Origin of the sequence: Solimonas sp. K1W22B-7 (genome assembly GCF_003428335.1) — a bacterium.
Lineage (GTDB): Bacteria > Pseudomonadota > Gammaproteobacteria > Nevskiales > Nevskiaceae > Solimonas_A.
The window spans coordinates 966,114-979,312 of sequence record NZ_CP031704.1; the positions used below are offsets into that span (position 1 = coordinate 966,114).

At 68.8% G+C, this 13,199-nt stretch carries 14 protein-coding genes; 5 read left to right on the forward strand and 9 right to left on the reverse strand.

Annotated elements, in window-relative coordinates:
* The first annotated feature begins 8 nt into the window (after nucleotides 1–8).
* Nucleotides 9–1,217 carry an acyl-CoA dehydrogenase family protein gene (locus D0B54_RS04665; RefSeq protein WP_117289646.1) on the forward strand — a complete coding sequence of 403 codons (1,209 nt, stop codon included), beginning with the start codon at nucleotides 9–11 and terminating at the stop codon, nucleotides 1,215–1,217.
* Between the two features lie 96 nt (nucleotides 1,218–1,313).
* On the opposite strand, the gene D0B54_RS04670 is transcribed toward D0B54_RS04665, so the two are convergent.
* The 9 genes from D0B54_RS04670 to D0B54_RS04710 all read right to left on the reverse strand — a co-directional run bounded on the left by D0B54_RS04670 (nucleotide 1,314) and on the right by D0B54_RS04710 (nucleotide 10,260).
* The gene (locus tag D0B54_RS04670; RefSeq protein ID WP_117289648.1) at nucleotides 1,314–2,135 is read right to left on the reverse strand and encodes a general secretion pathway protein GspB; all 822 of its coding nucleotides are present in this window, start codon (nucleotides 2,133–2,135) and stop codon (nucleotides 1,314–1,316) included.
* Nucleotides 2,136–2,208: 73 nt separating this feature from the next.
* On the reverse strand, nucleotides 2,209–4,254 hold the full coding sequence (locus tag D0B54_RS04675) for an alkaline phosphatase (protein WP_117289650.1): 2,046 nt from the start codon (nucleotides 4,252–4,254) through the stop codon (nucleotides 2,209–2,211).
* 136 nt (nucleotides 4,255–4,390) lie between these two features.
* Nucleotides 4,391–4,906 carry a hypothetical protein gene (locus tag D0B54_RS04680; protein ID WP_162932211.1) on the reverse strand — a complete coding sequence of 172 codons (516 nt, stop codon included), beginning with the start codon at nucleotides 4,904–4,906 and terminating at the stop codon, nucleotides 4,391–4,393.
* Between the two features lie 247 nt (nucleotides 4,907–5,153).
* Complete coding sequence (hisD, locus tag D0B54_RS04685; protein WP_117289654.1) at nucleotides 5,154–6,449, reverse strand: histidinol dehydrogenase; 1,296 nt, start codon at nucleotides 6,447–6,449, stop codon at nucleotides 5,154–5,156.
* The gene (hisG, locus tag D0B54_RS04690) at nucleotides 6,446–7,075 is read right to left on the reverse strand and encodes an ATP phosphoribosyltransferase (RefSeq protein WP_117289656.1); all 630 of its coding nucleotides are present in this window, start codon (nucleotides 7,073–7,075) and stop codon (nucleotides 6,446–6,448) included. The genes hisD and hisG overlap by 4 nt, the downstream gene beginning before the upstream one ends.
* An 11-nt stretch (nucleotides 7,076–7,086) precedes the next feature.
* The gene (gene murA / locus D0B54_RS04695; protein WP_117289658.1) at nucleotides 7,087–8,343 is read right to left on the reverse strand and encodes a UDP-N-acetylglucosamine 1-carboxyvinyltransferase; all 1,257 of its coding nucleotides are present in this window, start codon (nucleotides 8,341–8,343) and stop codon (nucleotides 7,087–7,089) included.
* Nucleotides 8,343–8,561 carry a BolA family protein gene (locus D0B54_RS04700; protein ID WP_117295046.1) on the reverse strand — a complete coding sequence of 73 codons (219 nt, stop codon included), beginning with the start codon at nucleotides 8,559–8,561 and terminating at the stop codon, nucleotides 8,343–8,345. The genes murA and D0B54_RS04700 overlap by 1 nt, the downstream gene beginning before the upstream one ends.
* A gap of 11 nt (nucleotides 8,562–8,572) precedes the next feature.
* On the reverse strand, nucleotides 8,573–9,340 hold the full coding sequence (locus tag D0B54_RS04705; RefSeq protein WP_117289660.1) for an ABC transporter permease: 768 nt from the start codon (nucleotides 9,338–9,340) through the stop codon (nucleotides 8,573–8,575).
* Nucleotides 9,337–10,260: an ABC transporter ATP-binding protein gene (locus D0B54_RS04710; RefSeq protein WP_117289662.1), complete on the reverse strand. Its 924-nt coding sequence runs from the start codon at nucleotides 10,258–10,260 to the stop codon at nucleotides 9,337–9,339. The genes D0B54_RS04705 and D0B54_RS04710 overlap by 4 nt, the downstream gene beginning before the upstream one ends.
* Before the next feature lie 44 nt (nucleotides 10,261–10,304).
* Between D0B54_RS04710 and D0B54_RS04715 the strand changes: the two genes are divergently transcribed.
* The 4 genes from D0B54_RS04715 (at nucleotide 10,305) to D0B54_RS04730 (ending at nucleotide 13,113) form a co-directional block, all read left to right on the forward strand.
* On the forward strand, nucleotides 10,305–10,820 hold the full coding sequence (locus tag D0B54_RS04715) for a hypothetical protein (RefSeq protein ID WP_117289664.1): 516 nt from the start codon (nucleotides 10,305–10,307) through the stop codon (nucleotides 10,818–10,820).
* 74 nt (nucleotides 10,821–10,894) lie between these two features.
* The gene (locus D0B54_RS04720) at nucleotides 10,895–11,092 is read left to right on the forward strand and encodes a hypothetical protein (RefSeq protein ID WP_117289666.1); all 198 of its coding nucleotides are present in this window, start codon (nucleotides 10,895–10,897) and stop codon (nucleotides 11,090–11,092) included.
* A 135-nt stretch (nucleotides 11,093–11,227) separates the two neighbouring features.
* The gene (locus D0B54_RS04725) at nucleotides 11,228–12,649 is read left to right on the forward strand and encodes a cryptochrome/photolyase family protein (protein ID WP_117289668.1); all 1,422 of its coding nucleotides are present in this window, start codon (nucleotides 11,228–11,230) and stop codon (nucleotides 12,647–12,649) included.
* A 2-nt stretch (nucleotides 12,650–12,651) separates the two neighbouring features.
* Nucleotides 12,652–13,113 (forward strand): hypothetical protein, encoded by a 462-nt coding sequence (locus D0B54_RS04730; protein WP_117289670.1) that lies wholly within the window; start codon nucleotides 12,652–12,654, stop codon nucleotides 13,111–13,113.
* Nucleotides 13,114–13,199 lie beyond the last annotated feature (86 nt).

Below are 13,199 nucleotides of genomic sequence, written 5' to 3' on the forward strand. Positions count from 1 at the left end.
ACAAGACAATGATCAATCTCGAGAATCCCAAGAAGTTCCGCGGCCTGGTCGACCAGGCCCATCAGGTGGCGCGCGAAATCTTCCGCCCCAACTCGCGCAAGTACGATCTGGCCGAACACGAGTACCCGAAGGAGCTGGACATCCTCGGTGCCCTGCTCGACGGCATGAGCGCCAGCGGCGCCGGCGAGGGCGCCGGCGCGGCCGGCGTGCGCCGTGACTCGGTGCAGGACCAGGGCAACCGCAACAGCAGCAACATGTCGACCGCGCTGGGCACCATGGAACTGTGCTGGGGCGACGTCGGCTTCCTGCTGACCATGCCGCGCCAGGGCCTGGGCAATTCCGCCATCGCCTCGGTGGCCAACGACGAGCAGCTCAAGCGCTTCGCCGGCCGCTGGGCGGCCATGGCCATCACCGAGCCGCATTGCGGTTCCGACTCCGCCGCGATCCGCACCAGCGCCACCAAGGACGGCGACTACTACGTCCTCAACGGCGACAAGATCTTCGTCACCAGCGGCGACCGCGCCGACCTGGTGGTGGTCTGGGCCACGCTGGACAAGAACATCGGCCGCGCCGCGGTGAAGTCCTTCGTGGTGGAGAAGGGCACGCCGGGCCTGGAGCTGGTGCGCCTGGAGCACAAGCTCGGCATCCGCGCCTCCGACACGGTGCAGTTCGCCCTGCGCGACTGCCGCGTCCACAAGGACAACCTGCTGGGTGACCCCGAGGTCAACGTCGAGAAGGGTTTTGCCGGGGTCATGCAGACCTTCGACAACACCCGCCCGCTGGTGGCGGCCATGGGCGTCGGCCTGGCCCGCGCCTGCCTCGAAGAGACGAGGAAAATCCTCGAACAGGCCGGTATCGTCATCGACTACAACAGGCCGGCATCCGTCCAGTCCGCCGCCGCAGCGCAGTTCATGGCAATGGAGGCCGATTACGAGGCCGCCCGCCTGCTGACGCTGCAGGCTGCGTGGATGGCGGACAACCGTAAACCGAATTCCCTGCAGGCCTCGATGGCGAAGGCCAAGGCCGGCCGCAGCTGCGTCGACATCGCACTCAAGTGCGTCGAGCTCTGCGGCAGCCAGGGATACGGCGAAGGCGAGCTGCTGGAGAAGTGGGCGCGCGACTCGAAGATCATCGACATCTTCGAAGGCACGCAGCAGATCCAGTTGCTGATCATTGCGCGGCGCCTGCTGGGCAAGTCATCGGCGGAGCTGAAGTAAGCGGCTCTGCCACCGAGGCACTGGGAGGCTCTCCTCGTCGAGTCCTCCTTTACCTGGGCGGAACGGGTTCACCGTTCCGCCCTTTTTTTGTGCCGGCTATAACGGCTTCCGGTCCGGGGCTGCCTTGGCGACGACCCGCTGCGAGCGCAGCGTGAGCAGGAAGCGCTCGCCGCGCCATTCCATGACGACGCCCTCCTCGACGATCTGCGCCACACGCGGGCCTTCGGCGAGGACGTCTGCCTCGGCGTAGCGCTGGCCGTTGACCACCACCAGGCGGCGGCGGGCATCCGCGTGGTAGACGTGCGCCTCGATCGTCAGGCGCGGCAAGTCGGCCTGCGGCGCGGGCGCCAGTTCACGCAGGCGGCGTGCGGCAGGCCGCGCGGTGGAGGCTGTGGCCGCGCGGCTGGCCGCCACCGTCCGCGCGGATGCCGCCTGCGGCTGCAGGTAGTCGTTGGGCTCGTCGACCGAGTAGCTGGCGCTGTAGGCCGGCGTCTCGCCGTAGTCGGAGTCCGGCAGGTCCGCGCCGAGCGGGCTGTCGGCGTAGGCGTCGCTGCCGCTGTCGTCGTCGGCGAGGGAGGGTGGGTCCTCGTCGTTGTCGGGGAGTTCGGGGGTGTCATCCGCTGCCTCGGCGCCGGGTGCCGGGAATGGCTCGGCAGGGGCCGCGTATGCGCCCGCGGCGGGCGGAATGCCCGTCGTGGCGGCCTGCAGCGGACCGGGGCGGGTCGTGTCGGCGCCGAACCATCGGTCCGGCCAGGAGAAGATACGGTCTGCGGAGTCCTGCGTGGCCGTGGTGTGTGTCGCCGGCGCGGGGCGGAGAAGCTGCGCGCCGATGCTGGCGAGCAGCAGTGCGGCGCCTCCGGCGAGCAGGGCGCGGCTCCGGCGCCTGCGCGGGCGGAGCGTCATCATCAGCTGTTTCATGGAAGCCGGAAGCTCCAAGAAGAAAGCCGGCTGCCCAGAGTCGGGCAGCCGGCTTCGGGTCACCGCGCCGGTCTCAGGGCACGGCCTTGCCGCCGAAGGCGGCACGGCTCAGCAGGAAGAACACGTCGGTGTTGTCGAGGGTGCCGTGGAAGTTCTTCGCGGTCTTGCCGTAGGCGCTCAGCGGGATGTCGTTGGCGGTGTGGGCCGCCACGGCCTCCGAGGTCTGGCCCGTGACCAGGAAGCCGCCGGCGGTGTCCTGGTTGATCGGGTTGGCCGGGAAGCTGCTGAGAGGGGCAACGCCGTTGCCCGGCTGCTGGCTGTCGCGCAGCGGCAGGGCATTGGTCAGCCAGTCCTCGTAGCGGTCGGCATTGGCGCCATAGCCCACGAGCAGCTTGCCGTCCGGATCCATCGACTGCGGGTAGCCGTCCGCGGCCTTGACGTAGATCGGGAACTTGGCGTTGTCGTAGGTGCCCACCACCGGGACGCCGCCGTTGCTGCCGCGCGGGCCGGCCGCGCCGGTGCCGGCGCCGGAGGTGGAACGGGTGACCAGGTCCGAGGTCGCCACGGTAGAGGCGCCGATCACGGCGAAGCCGCCGTTCTCATGGTCGGCCGAGACGACGATCAGCGTGTTGGTGTTGGCCAGGGCGAAGTTCTTGGCCACGCCGATGGCCTTGTCGAACTCGATGGTTTCCATGATCACGCGGTCGGAGTCCTCGTTGTGCGACTGCTTGTCGATGGACGCGCCTTCCACCAGCAGGAAGAAACCCTTCTTGTTCTTGTAGTTCAGGACGTCGAGCGCCTTCTTGGTCATCTCCGGCAGCAGCGGCTGGTCGGGGAAGCCGAAGTTGTCCACCACCGTCGAGGTGCCGCGGCGCTTGCCCAGCTTGTCCAGCGCGACGTTCATGTTCGACAGCGAGAACAGGCCCAGCAGCGGCTTGGTGATCGGCGCGGAGCTCAGGCCGGCGGCATCGGGCGCATAGGAGAAGCCGGCGCCGACGAACTCGGCGATCAGGTCACGGCCCGGATCGGACACGCCCGCCGGGACGCCCCAGGCGCTGGCGAGGCTGGCCGGCAGCACGTAGTCGGTGCCGGCGGCGCGCGCGGAGCCGTTGAAGTTGGCCGTGGAGCCGGCGCTGCCGCACTTGGGATCGATGCCGGTGCAGGTGGTGGGGTTGGGCAGGAACCACTTGCGGCCGCCGCCCATCAGCACGTACAGGCCGTTGCTGTTCCGCTCGTCGAAGAACTGGTCGACGATGCCGGTGCCGGCACCGCGGTTGGCGGTGTGCACGGCGACCGCGGCAGGGGTGGCGTCGAACACGTCGGAGGTGGTGACGATGCCGGTGCGGGTGGCGCGCAGGCGGTGCATCATCGCCGGCAGGTACTCGAAGCGGGGATTGTCGAAGGCGGCGGCGGTGTCGTCGGGGAACACGCCTTCCTGGTTGTTCTGCGCCTTGTTGCCGGTGACGTAGTTGGACATGCCCGGCGCCGAGTCGGTGACGATCGAGTTCAGCGAGGCGGTGCTGATCTGCGCGCCGTAGGGGAAGGTGTCCATCGCCAGCGGTGCGATGACGCGGCCCTGCGTGACGCCGCCCTGCGCGATGCGCGCGGCGGTGCGGTGGCCGGCGCCCATGCCGTCGCCGAGGAAGAAGATGATGTTCTTGACCACGCTGCCCTTGCCCAGGCCGACGATCTCGAAGTTGCCGTCGCTGGACACCGTGGCGGCGTCGGACTGCGTCGCGCTGACGGTCAGCGTGTGCAGGCCCGGCGTGGCGTTGGTGTAGGCGCGCAGGGTGGCGACCGTGGTGCCGGCCGGCAGGCCGCTCACCAGGCCGGTGGTGACGAGATCGACCGTGCCGGCGACCGGCGTGCCGTCCACGGAGAAAGTCACGGCGGTGATGGTCTGGCCGGCATCCGGCCGGACCGTCGCCTGCAGGTCGAAGCGCTGCTGCGGAAGGAAACGCGCGATGACCGGGGCGGCGCTGGCGCCGCTGGTGCGGAACAGCTCGCTCGGCGGGGTCAGGCGGGAAACGGTGGGCGCCGCCTGGGCGCCGGAGCCGAAGGCCGCGGCGATCGCGGCGGCGGCCCAGGCGGTGCGGAGAAGGGAACGACGGGCTTGCATGTGGGAACTCCCTGGTGAGACCGGCTTGTTGTAGGACGGACGACTCGACGACGGGTGCCGCGGACGAAGTCCGGCCCCCTCCCTCTCCGTACCCCCATGGTGCGGAGTGCTGCCTGCTCCTGCCCGCGGGCGCCGCTTAAGGCGACTCCACCAGCAGGTCATTCATCTGCAACCGCACATAGGACACGCGGCCGTTCGGCTCCTCGCGCCCGCCCAGGTCCAGGCGGCCTTCCACGGCGATCGGACCGCGCCGGCTTCCGACGATGTGATCGGACTGCGCCTCCGGCAGGCGCACGAACACCACTGCCGCCGGCAGATCGTCGGCGGGGCCGTCCGCGGCCTCGGCGAGCTGCACCGGCAGCGAGGTGAGCATGAACACGCCCGGCGCAGGGCTTTCCTCTCCGACCATGTAGCCGCGGATGCGCACGCGCTGGCCATCGAGCGACAGCAGCTTCCCGGTGGGCTCCAGGCCCCGCGGGCCGACCGGCATGCGGTAGAACTCCGACAGCGACAGGTCGGTGGCCGGCGACCGCGCCGGCGCGGCCGGCTGCGGCTGAACCGGCGGGGCCGCGCAGGCACTGCACAGCGCGGCGGCGGCCAGCAGGGTGGCGGCCAGCAAAGGCGCAACCGGGTTCCGCTCGTATGAACTCATGGGGCAAGCCCTTTCATGTTCCTGCGCCTGCACGCAGGCGCAGCATCGCCGCCGCAGGGACGCGCGGGACCGGTTTCGTTTCAAGGTTGGCGAAGACTACCCGTCGTAGTTGACGGGCCGGTGATCTTATTGTGACGACCGCTCGGGAGTTGCGGGATCGTTCTCCGGCGCCGAAACGGCAGGGTGAGCCCTGCCATGTTTTTTTGCTTTTCCCTCTCCCCCGTGGGAGAGGGGAGTCAAAGCGCGACTACGCCCGATCCCGCGCGCTCTGCGCGTGCGCCTGCAGGCCTTCCGCATCCGCAATGCGCCCCGCAATCCGCGCCAGCGGCTTCGCGCCCTCCGGCGTGCAGTCGATCAGGCTGCTGCGCTTCTGGAACTCGTAGACGCCCAGCGGATTTGAAAAACGCGCGGCGCGCGAGGTCGGCAGCACGTGGTTGGGGCCGGCGCAGTAGTCGCCGAAGGACTCCGGCGCGTGGCGGCCGAGGAAGACGGCGCCGGCGTGGCGGATCTTCTTCAGCAGCTCGCGCGGTTCGGCCACCGACAGTTCGAGATGCTCGGGGGCGATGCGGTTGGATACCGTCGCCGCCTCGTCGAGATCGCGCACGGCGATCAGGGCGCCGCGGTCGCGGATCGAGGTGCGCACGATCTTCTCTCGCGGCAGCTCCTTCACGCGCTCTTCCATGGCCTGGGCCACGCGGTCGAGGTAGTCGCGGTCCGGCGAGATCAGGATGGCCTCGGAGTCCTCGCCGTGCTCGGCCTGCGAGAACAGGTCCATCGCGATCCAGCGCGGGTCGGTGAGGCCGTCGCCGATCACCACGATCTCGGAAGGGCCGGCGATGGAGTCGATGCCGACCTGGCCGAAGACGATGCGCTTGGCGGCCGCGACATAGGCGTTGCCGGGGCCGACGATCTTGTCGACGGCGGGGATCGCTGCGGTGCCGTAGGCCAGCGCCGCCACGGCCTGTGCGCCGCCGACCGTGAAGACCCTGTCGACGCCAGCAAGATGCGCCGCACCCAGCACGGCGTCGTTGAGTTCACCGCCCATCGCCGGCACCACCATGATCACTTCTGCGACGCCGGCGACCTTGGCCGGGATCGCGTTCATCAGCACCGACGATGGGTAGGCGGCCTTGCCGCCCGGTACGTAGAGGCCGACGCGGTCCAGCGGCGTCACCATCTGGCCCATGCGGTTGCCGTGGGCGTCGGTGTATTCGAAGGGGGCAATGCGCTGGTGCTCGGCATAGGCGCGGATGCGCGCCGCCGCGGCTTCCAGCGCCTCGCGCAGGTCGGCGGGCAGGGCTTCCCAGCCCTGGCGCAGGCGATCCTTGCCGATCTCCAGTTCGGCCACGTCGCCGACGCTGCGGCGGTCGTAGCGGTTGGTCAGCTCCACCAGCGCGGCATCGCCGCGCGCGCGCACGTCGGCCACGATCTTCTCGACCGAGGCCATCACGCCCGCATCCTGCTCCGGCGCGCGGTCCAGCAGCTGGCCCAGCGCGGCGTCGAAGCCCGCGTCGCGGGTGTCGAGGCGGTTGATTTCCATCACTGGCCGCTCGCCTTGGCGATGCTGTCCAGCAGGCCCTGGATCGCGGCGTGCTTCATCTTCATCGCGGCCTTGTTGACGACGATGCGCGAGCTGACCTGGCAGATGACCTCGGTCTCTTCCATGCCGTTGGCCTTGAGCGTCTTGCCGGTGGCGACCAGGTCCACGATCACGTCGGACAGGCCCACCAGCGGTGCCAGCTCCATGGAGCCGTAGAGCTTGATGATCTCCACCTGCTCGCCCTTGGCGGCGAAGTGGCGGCGGGTGATCTCCGGGTACTTGGTGGCGACGCGCAGGCGGCGCGCGCCGTTGCCCGGCTTGTGGCCGACGCGGGCGGCCACGCTCAGGCGGCAGCGGGCGATATCCAGGTCCAGCGGCTCGTACAGCGACTCGCCGCCGTGCTCCATCAGCACGTCCTTGCCGGTGATGCCGAGATCGGCGGCGCCGTACTCGACATAGGTCGGCACATCCGTCGGGCGGATAATGAGGAAGGAGACGTTCTTGTCGCGCGTGGGCACGCGCAGCAGGCGGTCGATGTCGCCGGCCGGCTCCAGGCCCAGCTTGGCCAGCAGCGGCAGCGACTCTTCCAGGATGCGGCCCTTGGAGAGGGCAATGGTGATCTGGGTCATCGGATTACTTGTTACTTGATTCGGCTGATGCGCCCGCCCAGCTGGGCAAGCTTGTCCTCGATGCGCTCGTAGCCGCGGTCGAGGTGGTAGATGCGGTCGACCACGGACATGCCCTGTGCGGCCAGCGCGGCCACCACCAGCGCCGCCGAGGCGCGCAGGTCGGTCGCCATCACCGGCGCGCCGGTCAGCACTTCCTTGCCGGTGATGATCGCGGTGTGACCTTCGAGATTGATGCTGGCGCCCATGCGCTGCAGTTCCGCCGCATGCTGGAAGCGGTTCTCGAAGATCGACTCGGTGATCACGCCGGTGCCTTCCGCCAGGCAGTTCATCGCCATGAACTGCGCCTGCATGTCGGTGGGGAAGCCTGGGTGCGGGTGGGTGATGATGGTCACCGCGCGCGGGCGCTTGCCCTGCATGTCCACCTCGATGAAGTCGGTGCCGGTGCGGACGTAGGCGCCGGCCTGCTGCAGCTTCACCAGCACGGCGTCGAGCAGGTTGGGATCGGTGTGGGTCACACGCACGTGGCCGCGGGTCATCGCCGCGCCGGCCAGGAAGGTGCCGGTCTCGATGCGGTCGGGCAGGATGGTGTGTTCGGCGGGCTGCAGCTCCTTCACACCCTGGATCACGATGGTGGTGGTGCCGGCGCCCCTGATCTTCGCGCCCATGGCGGTGAGGCAGCGCGCCAGGTCCACCACCTCGGGTTCGCGGGCGGCGTTTTCCAGCACGGTCTCGCCGTCGGCCAGCACGGCCGCCATCATCAGGTTCTCGGTGCCGGTGACGGTCACCGTGTCGAACATGATGCGGGCGCCCTTGAGCTTGGCCGCCTTGGCGTAGATGAAGCCGCCCTCGACGCGGATCTCCGCGCCCATCGCTTCCAGGCCCATCAGGTGCAGGTTCACCGGGCGCGCGCCGATGGCGCAGCCGCCGGGCAGGGACACCTGCGCCTCGCCGCGGCGCGCCACCAGCGGGCCGAGCACGAGGATCGACGCGCGCATGGTCTTGACCAGCTCGTAGGGCGCGATGTGCGTGGTGATCGGCCGCGCGTTGACGGTGACGCTGTTGCTGCCTTCGGGCGTCACTTCCACGCCCATCTGCTTGAGCAGCTTGTAGGTGGTCTTGATGTCCTGCAGCGCCGGGACGTTGTGCAGCGTCAGCGGCTCGTCCGACAGCAGCGAGGCGCAGAGGATCGGCAGCGCGGCGTTCTTGGCGCCGGAGGCACGGACCTCGCCCTTGAGGCAGGCGCCGCCTTCGATCAGAAGCTTGTCCATCAGGCGGCCCTCGTCTTCAGCTGCAGTGCGTGGATCTCGCGCCCCATGCGCTCGCCCAGCGTGGCGTAGACCATGCGGTGCTGCGCCAGCGGCAGCTTGCCGGCGAATTCGGCGCAGACCACGTCGGCCTCGAAATGCGCGCCGTCGTCGCCGCGCACCACCACCTGGGCGCCGGGCAGGCCGGCCTCGATCAGGGACTGGATTTGTTCTTTGGTCATCATGGGGTATGTCACTTCTTGAGCTTGTAGCCGGTCATCAGCATCCGCAGGCAGACCACGGAGGCAACCAGGAAAAATCCGAGGCACCACAGCAGGCTCTGGAACAGGGGTACGTCCGCCTGTCCGAAGAAGCCGTAGCGGAAGCCGTCGATCATGTAGAAGAACGGGTTGAGGTGCGAGGCCTGGTACCAGAACGGCGGCAGCGCGTGCACCGAGTAGAACACGCCGGAGAGGAAGCTCAATGGCGTGATGAAGAAGTTGGTGAAGGCGGCGATGTGGTCGAACTTCTGCGACACGATGCCCGCGATCAGGCCCAGCACCGCCAGGCTCGCCGAGGACAGCAGGAACATCGCCAGCAGCGCCAGCGGCTGGTGGATCGGCAACTGCACGAAGGGCACCGTCACCAGCAGCATCGCGCTGGCCACCAGCGTGGTGCGCACCAGCGCCGCCACCACGTAGGCGCCGAACCACTCCCAGGGCCCCAGCGGGGCCATCTGCAGGAACACCAGGTTGCCCATCACCTTGGACTGGATCAGCGAGGACGAGGTGTTGGCGAAGGCGTTCTGGATCACCGTCATCATGATCAGGCCGGGCAGCAGGAACTCGGTGTAGCCCACGCCCGGGTAGACCGGCGCGCGCCCCTGCATGGCCTGCGCGAACACCAGCAGGTACAGCAGGGCGGTGATCACCGGCGCGGTGACGGTCTGGCCGAGCACCGACCAGAAGCGCATCACTTCCTTCTTCAAGAGCGTCTGGAAGCCGATCTGGTCCGGGCTCATGCCTTGCTCCCGGTCAGTTCCACGAAGATGTCTTCCAGGTCCGGTTCACGCGTGTGCACGTCCTCGATGGCGATGCCGGCCGCGCGCAGGCTGTCGAACACCGTCGCGATCGGGTGCTTCGCCGTTTCCAGTTTCAGTTCCACCGTGCCGTTCACTTCCGCCGACACCAGGGCCTGCAGGTTCGCCGGCAGGGTGGCGCCCTCCGACAGCTTTAGCCGCAGGAAGCGGAAGGGGTGACGCGCCAGCAGCTGCCGCGTGGTCTCGATCACCTCCACCTGGCCGCGGTCGAGGATGGCGATGCGCTCGCACAGCTCCTGCGCCTCTTCCAGGTAGTGGGTGGTCAGCACCACGGTGGTGCCCTTGGCGTGCAGGTCGGTCATGAAGGACCACAGCGTGCGGCGCAGCTCCACGTCCACGCCCGCGGTAGGCTCGTCCAGGATCACCACCGGCGGGCGGTGCACCAGGGCCTGGGCCACCAGCACGCGGCGCTTCATGCCGCCGGACAGGGCGCGCATCGGCGAATCCGCCTTGTCGGCCAGGTCCAGGCGCTCCAGCATCTCGTCGATCCAGGCCCAGGACTCCTTGCCGCAGCCGTAGTAGCCGGCCTGGATGCGCAGCATGTCGCGCACCTTGAAGAAGGGGTCGAACACCAGCTCCTGCGGTACCACGCCGAGCTTGCGGCGGGCGGCGCGGAAGTCGGACACGGTGTCGTGGCCCATGACGGACACGGTGCCGGCATCGGCGCCCACCAGGCCGGCGATGATGCTGATCAGGGTCGATTTACCGGCGCCGTTGGGACCGAGCAGGCCAAAGAACTCCCCCTGGCGGATCGAAAAGTCGATTCCGCGCAGGGCCTGGAGCTTGCCATAGGTCTTGCGGACGCCGGCGATGGCGACGGCGGGCGTAGGGGAGGAGGACATAGACGCTCATTATACTGCCCACCCTTCCCAATTCAGGCTCCGGCATGCCGACGCTGACCGTCGACCAGCTTCATTGCGTCCAGGACACCCCTGAATGGACCCCGGACGAGGTCTACCTGGTCGTGGCCGTCACCGGCCGGGCCGGGCGCTGCCGCCTGCGCGCCTTCAGCCTGTCCGCCCCGGAGTGGCAGGGCCTGGCGCCCGGCGAACGCCGCGCCGCCCGCCTGGAAGTGGACCCGGACTGGGCCCCGGACAGCCTGGTGCTGGCCGCCCTGCTGGAGCGGGACGGTGAACAGGACTTCGCCCCCGGCGGGCGCCTGGACCAGCTGCTGGAGTCGCTGGAGGACGTGCGCCGGTTGTTCATCAGCCTGCAGGACCAGCCGCGGGTGTTCCTGGCCGCCCATCTGCTGACCGAGATGGACCAGGCCATCGCCCGGGCCGCCGGCGACGACCGGCCGCTGGGGCCGGCCCAGTTGATCGAGCCGGTTCCCGGGGAGCCGCTGGAAATAGGGTTCGCCGGGCAGGGCGGGCGCTACCGTCTGCGCTTCTCGCTCAGATGAGCGCACTGGACGGCGTTTCCGCTCCCCGGCGCAAGCGGCTATAAACTGAAAGATATTTCGCCAGAAAGCTCGTCATGCCCGGTTCTGCTGCCGCCACCCTGAAGCAAACGGCTCACGCCCTGATCGACCAGTTGCCGGATTCCGCTACCTGGGAGGACCTGGCCTATGAAATGGACGTGCGTGCTTCGATCGAACGCGGCCTCGCGGACTCCAAGGCCGGGCGGGTAATTCCGGTGGAGGACCTGATCAAAGAGCTGGGAGTCGAGGAGTGAGGGTCTACTGGATTGCCGAAGCGCGCGCCTGAAGAATCGATATCCAGACTTACATCGCCTTGAACTCTCCCGAAGCCGCATGCCCGGTAACAGCTACTGGTAGTCGCCCCGAACAGCTCAGCCGCATTTGACCGCATGACAGCCTCTGCCCCAAGCACCGCCATCCTCTGGTTCCGCCGCGACCTGCGCCTGGCCGACAACCCGGCCCTGCAGCTGGCCCTGCGCGAGGCCGAGGAGATCGTTCCGGTCTACATCTGGGCGCCCGACGAGGAGGCTCCCTGGGCCCCCGGCGGCGCTTCGCGCTGGTGGCTGCACCACAGCCTGGCCGACCTGGTCGGGGAACTGGAAAAGCGCGGCAGCCCCCTGGTGATCCGCAGCGGCGACAGCCTGACCGAGCTGCGCCGGCTGGCGAAGGAGACCGGCGCTGGCGCCGTCTACTGGAACCGCCTCTACGAGCCGGCCGCCATCGCGCGTGACAGTCGCATCAAGGAAGCGCTGCGCGAAGACGGCCTGGAGGCCGAAAGCGCCAACGCCGCCCTGCTGATCGAGCCCTGGCAGATCAAGACCGGCGGCGGCGCGCCCTACCGCGTCTTCACCCCCTACTGGAAGGCCGCCCAGGCCCTGCTGCCCACGGGCCGGCTGGGGCCGGTGCCGCAGAAGCTGGCGCCACCCGCCAAGGCGCCCGCCAGCCTGCCGCTGGACTCGCTGGAGCTGCTGCCGCGCTTGCCCTGGGCCGCCGGGTTCTCCACTCACTGGCAGCCCGGCGCCGCCGGCGCGCGCAAGCGCCTGGAGCGCTTCGCCGACGACGTGGTGCTGGACTACTCCGCCCAGCGCGACCAGCCGGCCGTGGACGTCACCTCCGGCCTGTCGCCGCATCTGCATTTCGGCGACATCGGCCCGCGCCAGGTGCTGCTGCGCATGCAGCGCGCACAGTCCGAGGAGGGCGGGGCGGGGCGCATCGCCTGCACCGAGCATTTCCTGCGCGAGATCGGCTGGCGCGAGTTCGCCCACCACCTGCTGTTCCATTTCCCGCAGACGCCGCTGGAACCGCTGGTCGAGAAGTACCGCCCCTTTCCCTGGCGCAAGCCCGCCGAATACGCCGCCGACCTGCGCGCCTGGCAGCGCGGCCGCACGGGCATTCCCATCGTCGACGCCGGCATGCGCCAGCTGTGGGCCACAGGGATCATGCACAACCGCGTGCGCATGATCGTCGCGTCGTTCCTCACCAAGAACCTGCTGATCCCCTGGCAGGAAGGCGCGCGCTGGTTCTGGGACACCCTGGTGGACGCCGACCTGCCGAACAACACCCTGGGCTGGCAATGGACCGCCGGCTGCGGCGCCGATGCCGCGCCCTACTTCCGCGTGTTCAACCCGGTGCTGCAGTCGCAGAAATTCGATCCGAGTGGTGAGTACCTGCGCCAATGGCTGCCGGAACTCGCCGGTCTGCCGGCGGAGCGCCTGCATGTCCCGGGGGCTCACTGGCCACCGATCGTGGACCTCGCGGTCTCGCGCCAGCGCGCGCTGGACGCCTACACAAAAATCAAGACTGAAGCCTGAGCATGAACCCCATCGTCGTCACCGGCAGCATCCTGCGCCTGCGCTGCCAGGCCTGCGGCGCGCTGTTCCCGCATTTCCAGTTTTCCGGCGAGCGTGAAACGGAAGCCGGCGGATTGTTTTCGGCCAGCAGCGGCAAGCTGGATGAAGTGTTCATCGCCGAAGCGACGGAGCCGGAGTGGAAGGACTTCGATCGTGCGGGTGCCACGCTGGCCGAGCAGCGGCTGGCGCAGCAACTGGGGCGTGAAGACCTGCGCGTGATCCGCCTGCTGCGCATCGAGTCGGCGCTGACCGGCGGCCAGGGAATGAGCTTCGCCGATTTCAAGAAGAGCTATCGGCCGCCGGTGATGGTGTATTCGTGTGCGGGTTGTGGCGAGGGCGAGAGCAAGCTGGTGGAAGAGATTTCCGTGGAAGAGTTTCAGCTGGCCGGCGGGAATGTTCGGCTTGCCGATGGGCTGGTCATGTAGGTTGGGGTGAGCGTAGCGAACCCCAACGGTCGAAGTTTGAGGTGATGCGGGGATGTTGGGGTGCGCTGCGCTTACCCCCAACCTAC

What these genes read in the sequence shown, in the direction of transcription:
- D0B54_RS04665 (WP_117289646.1), top strand. Translation starts at nt 9, where the DNA reads ATGATCAATCTCGAGAATCCCAAGAAGTTCCGCGGCCTGGTCGACCAG.
- D0B54_RS04670 (WP_117289648.1), bottom strand. Translation starts at nt 2,135, where the DNA reads ATGAAACAGCTGATGATGACGCTCCGCCCGCGCAGGCGCCGGAGCCGC.
- D0B54_RS04675 (WP_117289650.1), bottom strand. Translation starts at nt 4,254, where the DNA reads ATGCAAGCCCGTCGTTCCCTTCTCCGCACCGCCTGGGCCGCCGCCGCG.
- D0B54_RS04680 (WP_162932211.1), bottom strand. Translation starts at nt 4,906, where the DNA reads ATGAGTTCATACGAGCGGAACCCGGTTGCGCCTTTGCTGGCCGCCACC.
- hisG (WP_117289656.1), bottom strand. Translation starts at nt 7,075, where the DNA reads ATGACCCAGATCACCATTGCCCTCTCCAAGGGCCGCATCCTGGAAGAG.
- murA (WP_117289658.1), bottom strand. Translation starts at nt 8,343, where the DNA reads ATGGACAAGCTTCTGATCGAAGGCGGCGCCTGCCTCAAGGGCGAGGTC.
- D0B54_RS04700 (WP_117295046.1), bottom strand. Translation starts at nt 8,561, where the DNA reads ATGACCAAAGAACAAATCCAGTCCCTGATCGAGGCCGGCCTGCCCGGC.
- D0B54_RS04705 (WP_117289660.1), bottom strand. Translation starts at nt 9,340, where the DNA reads ATGAGCCCGGACCAGATCGGCTTCCAGACGCTCTTGAAGAAGGAAGTG.
- D0B54_RS04710 (WP_117289662.1), bottom strand. Translation starts at nt 10,260, where the DNA reads ATGTCCTCCTCCCCTACGCCCGCCGTCGCCATCGCCGGCGTCCGCAAG.
- D0B54_RS04715 (WP_117289664.1), top strand. Translation starts at nt 10,305, where the DNA reads ATGCCGACGCTGACCGTCGACCAGCTTCATTGCGTCCAGGACACCCCT.
- D0B54_RS04720 (WP_117289666.1), top strand. Translation starts at nt 10,895, where the DNA reads ATGCCCGGTTCTGCTGCCGCCACCCTGAAGCAAACGGCTCACGCCCTG.
- D0B54_RS04725 (WP_117289668.1), top strand. Translation starts at nt 11,228, where the DNA reads ATGACAGCCTCTGCCCCAAGCACCGCCATCCTCTGGTTCCGCCGCGAC.
- D0B54_RS04730 (WP_117289670.1), top strand. Translation starts at nt 12,652, where the DNA reads ATGAACCCCATCGTCGTCACCGGCAGCATCCTGCGCCTGCGCTGCCAG.